Origin of the sequence: Streptomyces laculatispora (genome assembly GCF_017353455.1) — a bacterium.
In the GTDB taxonomy this organism is placed as follows: Bacteria; Actinomycetota; Actinomycetes; order Streptomycetales; family Streptomycetaceae; genus Streptomyces; species Streptomyces laculatispora.
In genome coordinates, this window is the sequence record NZ_JAFMPZ010000452.1 from 14,729 (window position 1) to 28,867 (window position 14,139).

General features: G+C 70.0%; 17 protein-coding genes and 1 pseudogene. 7 read left to right on the forward strand and 11 right to left on the reverse strand.

All coding sequences use genetic code 11. The features are described from left to right. Nucleotides 1-12: 12 nt before the first annotated feature. From J1C73_RS21990 to J1C73_RS22005, 4 genes and pseudogenes are all read right to left on the reverse strand, one after another. Nucleotides 13-441 carry an STAS domain-containing protein gene (locus J1C73_RS21990; protein ID WP_242644519.1) on the reverse strand — a complete coding sequence of 143 codons (429 nt, stop codon included), beginning with the start codon at nt 439-441 and terminating at the stop codon, nt 13-15. Next, the gene (locus tag J1C73_RS21995) at nt 438-1,529 is read right to left on the reverse strand and encodes a cobalamin B12-binding domain-containing protein (protein WP_207317929.1); all 1,092 of its coding nucleotides are present in this window, start codon (nt 1,527-1,529) and stop codon (nt 438-440) included. Before J1C73_RS21995 ends, J1C73_RS21990 begins: the two co-directional genes overlap by 4 nt. Next, nucleotides 1,526-3,206: pseudogene (locus J1C73_RS22000) on the reverse strand (SpoIIE family protein phosphatase). The gene J1C73_RS21995 and the pseudogene J1C73_RS22000 overlap by 4 nt, the downstream one beginning before the upstream one ends. Before the next feature lie 210 nt (nt 3,207-3,416). Beyond that, the gene (locus J1C73_RS22005) at nt 3,417-4,601 is read right to left on the reverse strand and encodes a PP2C family protein-serine/threonine phosphatase (RefSeq protein WP_207317930.1); all 1,185 of its coding nucleotides are present in this window, start codon (nt 4,599-4,601) and stop codon (nt 3,417-3,419) included. Between the two features lie 98 nt (nt 4,602-4,699). Here J1C73_RS22005 and J1C73_RS22010 point away from each other — a divergent pair, with 98 nt between their 5' ends. Together J1C73_RS22010 and J1C73_RS22015 are read left to right on the forward strand one after the other, a co-directional pair. After that, on the forward strand, nt 4,700-5,188 hold the full coding sequence (locus tag J1C73_RS22010; protein ID WP_207317931.1) for a MarR family transcriptional regulator: 489 nt from the start codon (nt 4,700-4,702) through the stop codon (nt 5,186-5,188). Nucleotides 5,189-5,386: 198 nt separating this feature from the next. Further along, nucleotides 5,387-5,761, forward strand: coding sequence for a PadR family transcriptional regulator (locus J1C73_RS22015; protein WP_207317932.1), 375 nt, complete (start codon nt 5,387-5,389; stop codon nt 5,759-5,761). A 175-nt stretch (nt 5,762-5,936) separates the two neighbouring features. On the opposite strand, the gene J1C73_RS22020 is transcribed toward J1C73_RS22015, so the two are convergent. Both J1C73_RS22020 and J1C73_RS22025 read right to left on the reverse strand, forming a co-directional pair. Next, complete coding sequence (locus J1C73_RS22020) at nt 5,937-6,206, reverse strand: hypothetical protein (RefSeq protein ID WP_207317933.1); 270 nt, start codon at nt 6,204-6,206, stop codon at nt 5,937-5,939. 166 nt (nt 6,207-6,372) lie between these two features. After that, nucleotides 6,373-7,149 (reverse strand): polysaccharide deacetylase family protein, encoded by a 777-nt coding sequence (locus J1C73_RS22025; RefSeq protein ID WP_207317934.1) that lies wholly within the window; start codon nt 7,147-7,149, stop codon nt 6,373-6,375. A 385-nt stretch (nt 7,150-7,534) separates the two neighbouring features. Between J1C73_RS22025 and J1C73_RS22030 the strand changes: the two genes are divergently transcribed. From J1C73_RS22030 to J1C73_RS22040, 3 genes are all read left to right on the forward strand, one after another. Further along, complete coding sequence (locus tag J1C73_RS22030) at nt 7,535-7,846, forward strand: hypothetical protein (RefSeq protein WP_207317935.1); 312 nt, start codon at nt 7,535-7,537, stop codon at nt 7,844-7,846. A 14-nt stretch (nt 7,847-7,860) separates the two neighbouring features. Continuing rightward, nucleotides 7,861-8,097: a hypothetical protein gene (locus J1C73_RS22035; RefSeq protein WP_207317936.1), complete on the forward strand. Its 237-nt coding sequence runs from the start codon at nt 7,861-7,863 to the stop codon at nt 8,095-8,097. Nucleotides 8,098-8,340: 243 nt separating this feature from the next. Then, nucleotides 8,341-8,823, forward strand: coding sequence for a DinB family protein (locus tag J1C73_RS22040; RefSeq protein WP_207317961.1), 483 nt, complete (start codon nt 8,341-8,343; stop codon nt 8,821-8,823). Nucleotides 8,824-9,359: 536 nt separating this feature from the next. On the opposite strand, the gene J1C73_RS22045 is transcribed toward J1C73_RS22040, so the two are convergent. From J1C73_RS22045 to J1C73_RS22055, 3 genes are read right to left on the reverse strand one after another with little or no spacing between them, the layout of a single operon-like run. Continuing rightward, nucleotides 9,360-9,845 (reverse strand): arsenate reductase/protein-tyrosine-phosphatase family protein, encoded by a 486-nt coding sequence (locus J1C73_RS22045; protein ID WP_207317937.1) that lies wholly within the window; start codon nt 9,843-9,845, stop codon nt 9,360-9,362. Then, a complete protein-coding gene (gene arsB / locus J1C73_RS22050) occupies nt 9,838-10,953 on the reverse strand; it encodes an ACR3 family arsenite efflux transporter (RefSeq protein WP_207317938.1) in 1,116 nt (371 codons plus the stop codon). The genes J1C73_RS22045 and arsB overlap by 8 nt, the downstream gene beginning before the upstream one ends. Further along, on the reverse strand, nt 10,950-11,318 hold the full coding sequence (locus J1C73_RS22055; protein WP_207317939.1) for an ArsR/SmtB family transcription factor: 369 nt from the start codon (nt 11,316-11,318) through the stop codon (nt 10,950-10,952). Before J1C73_RS22055 ends, arsB begins: the two co-directional genes overlap by 4 nt. 89 nt (nt 11,319-11,407) lie before the next feature. Here J1C73_RS22055 and J1C73_RS22060 point away from each other — a divergent pair, with 89 nt between their 5' ends. Continuing rightward, nucleotides 11,408-11,890: an ArsI/CadI family heavy metal resistance metalloenzyme gene (locus J1C73_RS22060; RefSeq protein WP_207317940.1), complete on the forward strand. Its 483-nt coding sequence runs from the start codon at nt 11,408-11,410 to the stop codon at nt 11,888-11,890. Between the two features lie 54 nt (nt 11,891-11,944). On the opposite strand, the gene J1C73_RS22065 is transcribed toward J1C73_RS22060, so the two are convergent. After that, nucleotides 11,945-12,175: a hypothetical protein gene (locus tag J1C73_RS22065; protein WP_207317941.1), complete on the reverse strand. Its 231-nt coding sequence runs from the start codon at nt 12,173-12,175 to the stop codon at nt 11,945-11,947. Nucleotides 12,176-12,493: 318 nt separating this feature from the next. On the opposite strand from J1C73_RS22065, the gene J1C73_RS22070 reads away from it, so the two are divergent. Further along, nucleotides 12,494-12,994: a hypothetical protein gene (locus J1C73_RS22070; RefSeq protein WP_307797771.1), complete on the forward strand. Its 501-nt coding sequence runs from the start codon at nt 12,494-12,496 to the stop codon at nt 12,992-12,994. Between the two features lie 123 nt (nt 12,995-13,117). Here J1C73_RS22070 and J1C73_RS22075 read toward each other — a convergent pair whose 3' ends face one another. Beyond that, on the reverse strand, nt 13,118-13,792 hold the full coding sequence (locus J1C73_RS22075; RefSeq protein ID WP_207317943.1) for a DUF998 domain-containing protein: 675 nt from the start codon (nt 13,790-13,792) through the stop codon (nt 13,118-13,120). Between the last annotated feature and the right edge of the window lie 347 nt (nt 13,793-14,139).

The following is a 14,139-nucleotide window of genomic DNA, read 5'->3' on the forward strand; positions in this document are numbered from 1 at the left end:
GGCCGGACGTGGTCATGCGGAGGAGTCGGGTGCCGGTGCGCTGTGGGGCCGAGGGCTGAATGGTGACGTGCTCGGGCCGGCGAGTGGTTCCTCGTGCCGCTGAGAATCGTGCGCCTGCGTGAACAGCGTCCGGACTCCGGTGGTGGTGAGAACGCGTTCGAGGAACGGGGGCGCGTTGTCCAGGTGGAGCCGTATGTCGCGTGCGGTTGTCTTGCGGCGGATCGCCAGGAAGGTGGAGATGCCCATGGAGTCGCAGAGCGTGAGCTCCGCGCAGTCGAGGTGCAGCTCCCGCAGATCTGCGTGTGAAGTGAGGCATTGGTCGGCGCGCTGGGCCAGTTCGTCGCTGGTGTCGTAGTCGAGGGCACCGGCGATGTGCAGGTGTGCGGTGCCCGGCCCTGCTTCAACGGTGACGGTGAAGGAGGAGTGGGGCAGGGGGATCATGCGGTTGCTCCGAGGTGTGTTCCGGCCGACACGGGTGCGCTGTCCAGGGCGAAGCGCGCCCGGTCGAGCAGCCGGGTGGATCGGGGGAATTCCTTGAGTTCGGTTGCCAGGATCTTCAGGGCCGGGCGCAAGGACTGGGCGGGGACGCGGCGGGCGGTGAGGATGCCGACGGTCCAGGTGATGAAGGTGGTGAACAGGTCGTCGTCGTCGGTGTACAGGGCCACGGTCAAGAACTCGACGATGTGGGCGATGTCCTCGGCGGTGCGTTCGCGCTGCTGAGCGGTGTAGGCGGCCATCGCGGGGAAGCGGACTTCCAGCTGGGTGAGGACCTGTCTGACGAGCCGGTCATGGGAACGGGCGACGAGCGTGTATTCCTGGTCCGCGAGATGGGGCAGGTCGTCGATCTGCTGACGCCCGGTGGCGGGAGTGACCGCGATGCCGTCAGCCAGCTGCTGGGCTGCGACGCGCGCGTCGGGGGCCCAGGCATCGGCGCCGAGGAGGCGGGCGTAGCGGCCATCGGGCCCGAAGGCGGCCCCGCCGACGAGGACGGGGACGCCGATGGCCTGGCACGCGGTGATCGCGGCGTGGGCGGCGGGCAGTCGGGTGGGGATCGAGGAGGAGAGCGCGACCGCGTCCGCACCGCTGTGGTGGAGGTGGGCGATGAGGTGCGGGGTGGGTACCTGGGCGCCGAGAAAGTCGACCTGCCAGCCCCGCAGGGTGAGGACTTCGGCGAGGAGACGGGCCGGCATGACGTGCCATTCCTGGTCCACGCACGCCACGGTGATACGCCCGAGGGAGGCTGTGGTGCGGGTGGCGGGGTGGTGGGCGAGAGCGGCTATGACGCGCTCGGTGATAGCAGTGGCGGCGTGCTCCTGCGCGACACTCAGACGGTTGGCCGCCCACTCGGCACCGACCGTGGCCTGCACCGGAGCGATGAGATCCAGCAGGACCGTCTCCGCGGCCAGGCCGCCGTCCAGCGCGGCGAAGACGATGTCCGCGGCGCTGAATTCGTCGCGTGCGGACACGGCCGTCCACAGCTGGTCCCGCAGAGCCGGGATGTCATCGGTGGCGCGGTTGCTCTGTGTCATGTGGTGTACCTGCCCCGGGTGCGGCCGTTCACCGCGCTCAGGTGGGTGGTACGGGGGGCACTGATCGCGACGACGGCCATGTCGTCGTGGCTGCCGTCGCGCACCCACGACGAGGCGATCATCTGGATGCGTTCGACGACGGCCTCCGCCGGCATGTCGGCGCAGTCCGACAGGGCTTGCTTCAGGCGTTCTTCACCGAACATCTGGTTGCCGAGTGGCCCGCCGCGGGCCTCGGTGAAGCCATCGGTGTAGAGCAGGCAGGTCTCGCCCGGCTGCAGGACGGCCTCGACGGAATGCGCCTCGACTGTTTCGAGGGCTCCGATCAGCGTGCCGTGCGTGGGGACCTCTTCGACGCTGCCGTCCAGACGGACCACCAGGGGGACGGGGTGGCCCGCCGACGTGAGGCGTAGCCGCACCTGGTTCTCGGCACGCTGCACCGAGGCCATCACCAAGGTCGCGAACCGGGTGTGATGGGAGTTCAGCAGGGCTCCGTTGAGGAGCTGCAGCATCCGTTCGTGGTCGTCGGCCATCGGAATCAGCGCCTGCAGCGTGTTGCGGATCTTGCCGGTCAGAACGGCCGCGTCCAAACCCTTGCCACACACGTCGCCCAGGATCACCAGCGACGCGTCGGACGAGGTGGCGGCGGGGTGGACGTCGTAGAAGTCACCGCCCACCCGCTCACCGGCCTCGGCGGGCCGGTAACCGCCGGCGAACTCCACCCCGTGCACCCGTTGCAGCTGGGGCGGCAGCAGGTCACGCATCAGCGTCTGGGTGATGGCGCTCTGCTCGCTGTACAGGCGGGCAGCCGACAGGGCGGCACCGGACCGGGCGGCGAACAGCCGCGCGAAGATCTCTTCGCTCTCGCTGAACTGCTCATGGTCAGCGCTGCGCAGCAGGACCAAGGCTCCGGCGGGCACACCGTGGCCGGGCAGGGGGGGTGATGACGACGGAGCCGATCGTCCCGGTGAAGCCCTGCGGAAGAATCCACTCGGGCAGGATCGCGGGGTCGATCCACCGTGAGGGGACCGGGGGAAATCCCTGCAGCGCCTCGCTCAGGCCCGGGAGCTGGGACGGGTCGGAGTCGACCAGCGTGCGGATGACGTCCTGACCGGCGATCGCATGGGCGACGGGCAGCCTGTTGCCACGCGCCGGGGTGATGACGACCGCCGCGTCCGCCAGGTGCTCAGCGGCCAGCTGAGCGGTGACGACCATGCACCGGTCGGTGTTCAACGAGGCCAGCAGAACGTTGGACGCCTCCGCGAGGAACCCGGTGCGCTCCCGCTCCGCCACGAGCGCCTCTTCGGCCAGACGCCGGTCGGTGTCATCGACCAGCCACCACACCACGGTCCCGTTCTGGCCCCGGGTGGGATGCGCCTCGAAGCTCTGTGTCCCGATGAACCCCGACACCGAGGAAAGACGCTCACCATTCGGGCCTTCCCGCGCCCTGAGCGGCCTTCCCACCGCCTCCTGGTGCGCCTGCGCCAGCCAGTCCGGAACCGCATCCGCCAGGCTCGTCCCGAGGACAACACCTTCCAGCAGGAGGGTGGCCGCGGTGTTCGCCTCCACCACGGTGCCGATCTCATCGGCCATGAACACGGGGTAAGGCGCCAGGGCCCAGAAGTCGGGCCTGGAGCGCTGTTCGGTTCTCGTAACGGAGATTCCCTCGGTAGAGGCCATGAAGGGGGGCCCGCCTGAGGCGAACCGCACCGCCCTTCCACTGGAAGAAGAATTACTTGCCGGACGGCAAGCATCTCTCAGGCGCGTCCCTCACGACAACCCGGACCCACACGCGAGCTTCCACGGACGGCGTGACGGGTGCGATCCTCACGACTCGGGCCCAGGACCTTCACGCAACAACCACCGAAGTGGCTTGCGGGGACGACGGCTTCAGCCGGCGGCGCGGCGACCGTGCCAGTCCAGACACATCACCAGGCAGTCGTCCGCCGCCGGGCCGGAGCCGCGATGCCCCAGCAGTTCCCGCAGCATCGCCCTGGGCACCTGTGACGCGGGCAGCAGGCTCGTACCCGCGATCGACCGGGCCAGCGCGTGCACGCTGTACTTCTCACCGCCGGGCGACAGGGCATCGTAGACACCGTCACTGATGAACAGCAGCCGATCGCCAGGTTCGACCTCGAAGTGCTGCGGCACGTAGGCAGTGTCCTCGAACATCCCGAGCGGCATCTGCGGTTCCAGGTCAATGGCCTCGACCGCACCCCTGCGCAATCGCCACAGACGGGGCGAACCGGCATCGATGATCTCCACGTCCCCGGTCGGGAGGTGGAAGCGGAGCAGCAGCGTCGACAGGTACCGCTCTCCCCGGTGCTGCCCGTGAATGGCCTGATCCGCCAGGTAGGCCTGGCCACCGAGGTCCAGTCCGGCGCGGCGGGCGTTGCGCAGGGAATTGACCGCGAGGTTGGTCAGCAGCGCGGCGTCAATGCCTTCGCCCATGCCGTTGCTGACCGTCAGGTACAGATCATCCGGATAGGACGACCAGTCGAAGCTGTCGCCGAAGACGGCGTACGCGGGTTCCAACTGGGCGCCGATGCTGTACTCGGGCCGGGCGCACGAGCGACCGGGCAGCAGCTGCCACTGCATCTCGGCGGCCAGGGTCAGCCGCTCCGCCCTGCGGGCCTGCAAAAACACATCGGTGTCCCGCTCCGCCACGACCACCTCGTGTGCGAGCGCATCGGCGCACTCCTGAAGGTCCTCCAGCACCTGGGCCTCCATTTCGCCTCCCTCCCCGACCGGCAGAGTGACGCTCAGGACACCCAGCCGGTCCCCGCGGACACTGACCGGCAGATGCACGGTCACCGTGGAAGCAGAGCTGTCGCGCGCGCAGTGCGGTTCCTGGGCGCCGAACGCACGGCCAGGCGCGCTCTCATACGCTGACATCGGTGAGCCTGTGTGCGGCAGCACCCCCACGGGCTGCAGCCTGGTCATGGCATAGTCGGCCATCAACAGCTCCACGGACCGTGCGTGGTGGCGGCGCTCGATCAGCGAGCGGAGCACATCGAAGATCTCGTGGGGCGCGGCCTCGCGCAGAGCACGCTCGACCGCACTGGGTCTGTCCACCGGTACCGGACCTGCTTTCCTTCACATATCTTCATCTATGAGACTGACGACGTCGACCAGCCGGAACGGGCGCAAAACGGCCCACTCGGGAGTGTCACATGAACGAGGCCCCCACAACCCTTCCCCAGCGGCCCTCCACTGCCGTGCCCGAGATCAGCCAGGTCCTGGAGCTCCTCGAAATCGCCTGGGAACGCGGTCGCGGCACGCTCAGCACCGCGCCCCTCTCCGCCGCCCAGACGCGCGTGCTGTACATCATCGAACGCGAACCCGGCATCAATCTGGGCACACTGGGCAGCCACCTCTCAGCAGCCGCTCCATCCGTCACCCGCCTCTGCGACCGTCTCCAGGCAGCCGGGTTCCTGCGCAGAACCCCCCGGCCCCAGGACCGCCGCGAAATACAGCTGGAACTCACCGACGCCGGCGCCGCACACCTGCGCGACATCAGGAACCGCCGAGGACAAGCCCTCCACCAGGCCATGGACCGCATGACCCCGGAGGCGCGAAACGCACTCGCCATCGGACTCAGTGCACTGTGCGACGCGGTCACGGAGCCCTCCCAGCCCCCCGGTCACCAGCAGACCGCCTGACGGGCCCATCGGCTCCGGGCCATCGGGCCGACGACACGCGGGATGCCGAGTCACCCGTCTGATCACGGCCTGGCGACGACCCGGACCGTCGCGAGCACCAGCGCAGACTTCAGCGCAGGGACCAGCACCAGCAGACTGATGGGCCAGGGGATCCGCCCCTCTTCCCATCCATTTGCCCTGCCAGGTATCTTGCATCGCATGGAACCAGGTGATTCGGCCAAGCAGGCCCGGGCAGCAGCCCAACTGCGCAAGGGTGTCCTGGAGTACTGCGTACTCGCCCTGATGCGGGACCGCCCCCGATACGGCGTGGAGCTCCTCCACGCCCTGGAGGACTCCGGCGCCCTGGCCACCAGCCAGGGCACGGTCTACCCGCTGCTCTCCCGGCTCCGCCGCGACGACCTGGTCACCACCACCTGGCAGGAATCCGCCTCCGGACCGCCCCGGCGCTACTACGCGCTCACCGACAGCGGCCGCGCCGCGCTCGACGAGTTCACCCGCGTCTGGCCCGGCTTCCGCGACGCCGTCGACGCGTTCCTGACCGCCCCGAACTCCCCCACCGGAGAACCGGGATGAAGGCATCTGCCGACCCGGTACGCGACACCACTCCGCCATCTCTGCGGCCCAGCTCTGCGGCCTAGCTCTGCGGCGGTCGTGCGTCGCGGGGTGCGGTCGGGGCCCTGCGGGTCGGCAGAGGGATCAGCGGGAACCCGCACGCGTAGGCCGGATCGAGTTCCGCTCGACGAAGGCGCTACACGCCGGCGAACGGATCACCTCGTACGCCGGCCAGCCGGATGAGACCCGGGCTGTCTCCCTCGGTGGTGGAGACGTAGATGGTGTACCCCCATCCGCGTTCGGCCGCGTAGACCGAAACCCAGGTCAGGAGTTCGTCGACGTCAACCTCGTCCAGCACCTCGTACTCGTGTGCGGTGACGGCCGGCCTGTCCCAGAAGTACACGCGGTAGCGGGCGTGTTCCTGCTCCCAGGCAGTGTCCCGGGGGTCAATGGCGCGGATGTCCATGGAAGGAGCCTCGGCGGAGAGGGGGCTCCTTGAGCCTAACGGGCTTGCTGTGGCCGTCGTCGGTACTGCCGGAACGGCACGGCAGAGTTCTCCGGCCTCCGATGAAACCGGTGTACTCGCCCCGTGCGGGGCGAGCGTCTTGATGTCGGTGCGGAAGAGGCCTCAGTCAGCGCACGGGGAAACCGTAGGAGTACCCCTGCTGCTTCAGCCAGGGCAGGATCTCGCGCAGAGCGGCAAGGGTCTGGGAGCGATCCCCTCCGGCGTCGTGGAAGAGGACGGTCGGCCCGTTGGAGATCTCGCTCTTGACGGTGGCGACCATGGTGTCCACACCGGGATGCTCGAAGTCCTTGGTGTCGACGTTCCAGCCCAGCGGCCGCATTCCCCGGGACGCGGCGAGGTGCCGGCTGTACGGGGTGAAAGCGCCACCCGGGGCCCGGTAGTACTGCGGCCGGACGCCTCCGGACGCCTTGGTGATCATGCGTTCGGCATCCAGGATCTGCTGGGACTGGTAGGCCTCGGACTTGGTGTCCATGGCGGTGTCGTGCGAGACGGTGTGGTTGCACAGCCGGTGCCCGGCGGCCACGACCGCCTTGACCAGGTCCGGGTGCGCCTGGGCCTGCGTGCCCACCATGCAGAACGTGGCCTTCACACCGTTGTCCTTGAGCAGTTGCAGCACCTGCGGCGTCCAGACCGGGTCCGGTCCGTCGTCGATGGTGATGTTGACGCCACGGGCGCCCCGGTCCGAGGCGTGCGCGATGTCTTCCGCCACCTTGGCCCGGTCATGGGACCCGGCGTCCGGCGCCGAGACACGCGCTTCCGGCTGCCGTCCCCCGACGGTGTCGGCCTGCGCGGTCCACACCGACGTGGCAGCGGCCACCGCCGTCACCCCGAGCGCCGCCGCGAGAAGCCGGCTGTGCCATCCCCTTCCCTTGTGCTTTGCCATGTTCGCCCGCCCCTTTGCTGTCTCCGCCGATGCCGTGCACCCATCTAGACACACGAATGCCCCTGCAAGATCCCTCGGTTACCGATCGCGGACAAAGCTGCAGGCGGCTGGCGACAAACGCGGGAGTTCCGCGACAGGTGCGGGGACGCGACGCCCCGCCAAGGCGCCGGCGAGGGCGGCGAGATCCCCGGCCGGCGCGACGGGACCACGTCACCGGTCAGGGGGCGGACACCGTCCGGGCTCCGCTGAGCGTGGAGGGAAGCGGCCCGTGATCCGACCTGCGCAGACCGCGCCGCAAGAGCCCTCGGCCGGCCGCTACGGGGCGGCTGGCAGTATGCGGCGGCAGCGGGGAATTCGAGGCTTTCTGCCAACAGGGGGAAAGAACATGACGAGACAACAAGTTGCCCCTGATCACGACCGATTGGTCGCGATGCCGGGGCTGCTGCCACCCGGCACGGAGGCCGTCACCGCAGACGCCTATCCGGTCCGCTGCTACCGCTACTCCTTCAGTTTCGGCGCACACAGCGTGAAACAGTCCACGATGGCGTGCCCCGCCTCGCGGACCGACAGCAAGCCCGGCAGCCTCACGGCGCAGTTGGGTGCGCTGCTCGCGCGGCAGCCCACCGAGGCGAATGTGTACCGGCAGACGGCGACCGCAGGATATGCGCATACCCCGCAGGGGGCTTTGGACTACTGAAGGACAAACGGCTGGTGCCTGCCGGGGACACCGTGCGTGTGGTCTCCGGCAAGGCTGACGGCGGTGACGTCCACGTTCTCGCGCTGCGCGTCAACGGCGCCTGCCACTATCTGCGCATGGACTCCTCGTCCTCCGCGTCACGTCTGATACCGCTGTGGCTCGCCCCGGCCGACGAGCAGGAGTCCTGTGGGGTGAAGCAGGCAGTGGCCGCGGCGGCCCTGTACGGCATTGACCCCGCCAAGGCGGGGTGACCGCTGGCGGCGTGAGTCGGGCGGCCGCATCGACCCCGTTGACTCCGTTGACTCCGGCCGAAGGGATGTCCGTTGATCAATATGCGGGTGCGTGGAGAAACCGGTGGCATCGGGGCAAGAGGATCATCCCGGCTGGACTGGATGAAGACGCTTCAGCAGGTGGATGCTGACAGTTCTCCCTTTCTGTAGCGTGCGCGACATGACAGCCGACCAGTTCTCGATAGCCACCGAGCGGGACGCCCTCTGCGGCGTCTCGACAAGCAGCGCGCTGATCTGCTCCGGAAGGTCGAGGGTGTCTCCGACACGGATGCCCGCAGGGCACCGACGGTGAGTTCGCTGTCCTTGCTGGGCCTGCTCAAACACTCCGCGCTCTGGGAGCGCCGGTGGTTCCAGGTCATCGTCGCTGGGCGCACACTCCCCGGTGAGTGGCCCGAACCGGAGATCGAGGACTGGAGGGCAGCGGACTTCCGTGTCGGCGAGCAGGACACCGTCAAGCATTGGGCGGCCTTCTTCGAGGAGCAGGCGGCCATTTCGAGGGAGATCATCGCAGGCCTGGCGCTGGAGGCTCCGTGCGGGCGACCCGACCTCGTGGACCGGAATCTGCGGTGGGTCCTGCTCCATATGATCGAAGAGACTGCCCGGCACGCCGGTCACGCGGACATCATTCGAGAGACCATCGACGGCAGTACCGGGATTTACCAGCACGCCCGGCCGAACGCCGGATAGTGAGCGCCCCGCGTTGTCCTGGGACCGCCTGCGCTCCTGGGCGTACGCCCGGAGCATCACGTGGACGGACTCGGCCGAGCTGCGCGCGCTGCATGTCCCGGACGGGGTGGATGTCATCGTCGCCGCGCATTCACACGCCTTCCTCGGCCGCCGAGCTCGACCGCGCAGAGCCCTTGGCGCGAGCATCTGGCCCCGCTCGGCGTGCGGTTGCTGCTGCGAGTGGTGTCCGACCTAGGGCCTCTCGTTTGGATCATGCCGGGCTCGCGGGGTCCGGCACGCGCACCTGCCGTGTTGTCGTCGGTCGCCAATGCTCCGCATTGACTCCCTCCTCCGCCTTGCATCTGCACGCACCGGACCCCGCTCCCTGATCCAGCCTGATCCAAACGAAAGACCCTAGCCGAGGGGCGGTGGATCGAGGTCCCGCAGGACGAGAAGGTGGCGACCTGGGAGCCCGCGATGGGCGCGCCGCCGCTGTTCAAACCGGAACTCATCGCGCTGCCGGGAACGACGTCCGTCGATGGCAGCAGGTGGGCGCTTCACTCACGGTGAGGGGCGGCCGGGTCAACTGGACCGGAACCGCCGTGGGTTGGCCGGGCGGACGGGTGGCGTACGGTCTCCACGCCGAGTTCAGCGAGCAGTCCGCGGATGCGCCGCTCGATCTCGTCCCGGATCGGCCGGATCGCGTCGACGCCCTGTCCGGCCGGGTCGTCGAGTTTCCAGTCGCGGTAGGTCTTGCCGGGGAAGACGGGGCAGGTGTCGCCGCAGCCCATGGTGATCACCGCGTCGGCCGCCCGCACGGCGTCGGCGGTCAGGACCTTCGGCGTCTCGGCGGACATGTCGATGCCGAGCTCCGCCATCGCGGCGACCGCGGCCGGGTTCACGGCGGCGGCCGGGTCGGACCCGGCGGAGCGGACCTCGACCCGGCCCGGCGCGAGGTGGGTGAGGAAGGCGGCCGCCATCTGGGAGCGGCCGGCGTTGTGGACGCAGACGAACAGCACGGAGGGCTTCGGGTTCTCAGACACGGGCTGCGCCTTCCGGGGCGACGGCCGGTCCGGCCGTCGGTGCGGGCTGCGGGAAGAAGCGACGGGTGGCCAGGGCGACGTAGACCAGGCCGATGAGGACGGGCACCTCGATGAGCGGCCCGACGACCCCGGCGAGGGCCTGGCCGGAGGTGGCACCGAAGGTGGCGATGGCGACCGCGATGGCCAGTTCGAAGTTGTTGCCGGCGGCGGTGAACGCCAGGGTCGTCGCCTTCGGGTAGTCGAGTCCCACGGCACGGCCGACGCCCATGGACCCGGCCCACATGACGGCGAAGTACACCAGCAGCGGCAGCGCGATCCGCAGGACGTCGAGCGGCTCGGAGGTGATGGCGTCGCCCTGAAGCGCGAAGAGCACGACGATCGTGAACAGCAGCCCGTACAGGGCGAACGGGCCGATGCGCGGGATCAGCTTCGTCTCGTACCAGCTGCGGCCCTTGGCCTTCTCGCCGATCCGGCGGGTGAGGAACCCGGCCAGCAGCGGGACGCCGAGGAAGATCAGCACCGAGCGGGCGATCTCCCATACGGAGATGTCCAGGGCGGTCTGTTCCAGGCCGAGCCAGCCGGGGAGCAGGTCGAGGTAGAACCAGCCGAGCAGGCCGAACGCGATCACCTGGAAGACGGAGTTCAGGGCGACGAGGACGGCGGCGGCCTCGCGGTCGCCGCAGGCGAGGTCGTTCCAGATGATGACCATCGCGATGCAGCGGGCCAGGCCCACGATGATCAGGCCGGTGCGGTACTCCGGCAGGTCGGGCAGGAAGATCCAGGCGAGCGCGAACATCAGGGCCGGGCCGACGATCCAGTTCAGGACCAGGGACGGGACCAGCAGGCGTGGATTGCGGGTGACGGTGTCGAGGCGGTCGTAGCGGACCTTCGCCAGGACCGGGTACATCATCACGAGCAGGCCGAGCGCGATCGGCAGCGAGACGCCGGTGACGGTGACCTTCGCCAGCGCGTCCCCCAGGCCCGGGACGAGGCGGCCCAGACCGAGTCCGGCGGCCATCGCGAGGAGAATCCACCCGGCGAGGAAGCGGTCCAGGAACGACAGCCGCCCGGCGACCGGCCCCGCGGGCGCCGCGGCGCCGGCGCTCACGAGCCGGCCCCGGCGGGGCGAGTGAGGATCGCGGCCAGGCGGTCGGTCATCTCGGGCAGCAGCCGGTAGTACACCCACGTCCCGCGCCGCTCGGAGTCGATGAGCCCGGCCTGCTTCAGCAGCTTGAGGTGGTGGGAGATCGTCGGCTGGGACAGCTCGAAGGCGGGAGTGAGGTCACAGACGCAGACCTCCCCGCCCGCGCGGGAGGCGATCATCGACAGCAGCCGCAGCCGGACCGGGTCGCCCAGCGCCTTGAACACCGCCGCCAGCGTCCCGGCCTGCTCCTCGTCCAGCGGGGCGGTCAGCAGGGCGGGGCAGCATGCGGGGCCGTCCTGGCCGAGCACCACGAGCTCTTGTTTCGACATGCTTCTATGTTGACGTTTTTCGATGCAAGGCGCAAGGTTGAATCGACAGGCATCGATACAACCTGATGCACCTGATCGAGGAGACTCATATGTCCCGCGCCCAGCTCGCGCTCAACGTCGCCGACCTCGAAGCGTCGGTGGCCTTCTACTCCAAGCTGTTCGGTGTCGAACCCGCCAAGCGGCGCCCCGGCTACGCGAACTTCGCGATCACCACCCCGCCGCTCAAGCTCGTCCTCATCGAGGGCGAGCCCGGCCAGGAAACCCGCCTGGACCACCTCGGCGTCGAGGTCGACACCACCGAGGAGGTCACCGCCGCCACCACCCGCCTCAAGGACGCCGGGCTCGCCACCTTCGAGGAGAACGACACCTCCTGCTGCTACGCCCTCCAGGACAAGGTGTGGGTCCACGGCCCCGGCAAGGAGCCGTGGGAGGTCTACGTCGTCAAGGCCGACGCCGGACTGATGGGCACGAGCCCCGCCCTGGACGGCGACACCTGCTGCTCCGGACAGAGCGGGAGCGCCGGCCCCGAGGCGTCCGCGCCCGCCGCTGCGGGCTGCGCCTGCGGCAGCTGACCGGCGCCGCACGCCACGGCCCGAACGCCGCCGTGACCGTGATCCGCCCTGCCCTCAGCGGAGGTCCCCCGCGAGCCAGGCCAGGAGGCGCGCCCGGCCGTCGCAGCCCCCCTGGGGCGTGTCGGCTGCCAGGTGGTCGCTGTAGCGCACGGTCCTCGGCGGCGCCTCGCACGGGGCGGGAACAACGGGTTGCCCCAGGTACCAGCCGGATGCGAACACGGCAGCCAGGACGACGACGGCTCTCACGCCGCGCGGGGCGAGCCGTGCGGGTCTCGGTAGGGGCATGGCCGACGAGCCTACCGGCCGGGCGACGGGAGGACCGCTCCATGGCCCGGGTCGACAGCGTGCGGGCCCGGCACACCGGAGGTTCGGGCATCTGCCGTTCGACAGCGCGTCGAGATGGGCCGCCCCATCATGGGCTGCCAGACGTAACAACGCACCGGGCGGGCTGCTTTGAGGTTCGCACGTACCGGGTACCGAAGTCGTATGCGGACGTGGGTACATGGCCTGGGGGCCGGGCGATGGGTGGAGGCCCTTGTCCCGGGTGTGGTGCGGCGCGTGCTGAACGGGGCGGAACCGCAGCCGCGAGGTGTTCCGCGTCGGGTGCTGACGGTGGTGTCCGCCGACCTCGACACCACCACCGGTGCCGGTGCCGTCTGGGTCGTGTGGCGTCCGAGGTCCGCGGCGGCGCGTGAGCACACCGCGCTCCTGGAGCGGCACGAGGGACAGTGGCGGAGCCTGGGTGTCGCAAGCGGCCCGGCGGAGGAACCCGACGACGTCGACGTGATCGAGGTCCGGGGCGGTGGGGGCACCCTCTGCCCCACCCACCGCCATGACCCGCCGCACTCCCTCGCCGGGGCCCCGTGGATCAACAGCGCCAGAGTTCACCTCGGGCAGGAGGTCGGCCGCCTCCTCGTGGGCAACCGCCGCATCGACGCTCCCGAGCAGCGCAGACTCGTCGTCGCCTGGATGACCACTCAGGCCGGCCGCGGCACCCGCCCCCTCATCGTGGCTCTCGGGCGGGACGGCACCGAACTCTCCCGCCTCGGCCCCCACGACAGCCTGGACACGCACACCTGGGCACGGCTGCGGGAGGAACTGTAGGCCGCCGCCCCCGGGCACGGCCGCCGCCCGGCCGAACACCGGGGGCCGCCCCCCGTCTGGAGCACGCCGGGCTCGCGGGGTCCGGTGCGGCACCCTGATCCAGCCCGGTCCGAACGAAAGACCTTAGCCCCGTTCCGGCGAAGCCCCGGTGAGCAGTCGGACCGCGACGGCCGCCAGCCAGCAGAGTCCCGAGCCGGCTCCGAGGGTGAACACCAGGACCGAGGCCGCGGAGGCCATGAATCCGGTGAGGACGACGACCGGTGCGATCCGGGAGGCCAGGGCCCAGCCGCGGTGACCCCGGGCCGCCAGTGGACGGGCCAGGACGAGGAACGCGGCGGACAGCGCGAGGTAGCCGATTCCCCCGCCGGCCATGTGGCCCGCGCCGTGCGCGCTCATCGTGCCCACATCGGGGGAACCGACGGGGAAGCCGCCTCCGGCATCGGCCTGGAAGACCGCGGCGACCAGGAACGAGGCGCCGAACACGGCGATCAGGACCGGCCCCCAGGTCCCGCCCGGCTCCCGTCTCAGCACGCGGCGCAGGCCGATCGACCCGATGAGCAACAGGGCGCCGGTGACCACGAAGTTCACGGTCTGGATCCAGCCCAGGTCGCCGAGGGCGAGCTGGCTGATCGCGTTGCGGGTGAAGTCGAAGCCCTCCCGTGCGAAGCCCTGGACGATGCCCGCCCCGAGGAACAGCGGGCCCGCGACCACCGCACCGGCCAACAGCCGTCGGGAGGCCGACGGGGAAGCGGTCATCGAACTGGCTGCGGACTGGCTGGTGTTGAGTGTCTGCGTCATGGCGGGCCTTCCTCGTCCGAGTGTTGTCACATGTATGACCGACAACGCACGGTGGAGTCATCGACGCAGACTCTGTGATCTGGGTCACAGTCGGTTCGAGGGTCGGGCGGGGAGCACCGCAGGCTGCCGGCGGGCACCTGGACGTACCTCGCCGAGAGCCGCGAGGAGAAGGCGGCCGTGCTGCGGATCGTGGTGCGGATGGCGAACGGGGTGTCCCGGACGCTCGGCTGCGGCGGCGAGCCGCTGCCCGCTCCGCAGGGCGGTACCGGACCCGGGCAGGTACGTCCCCCGCGCGCAGACGGGGGCCGTTCGCCGGTGGGTTCGGGGACCGTACGGGACCTGGAGCC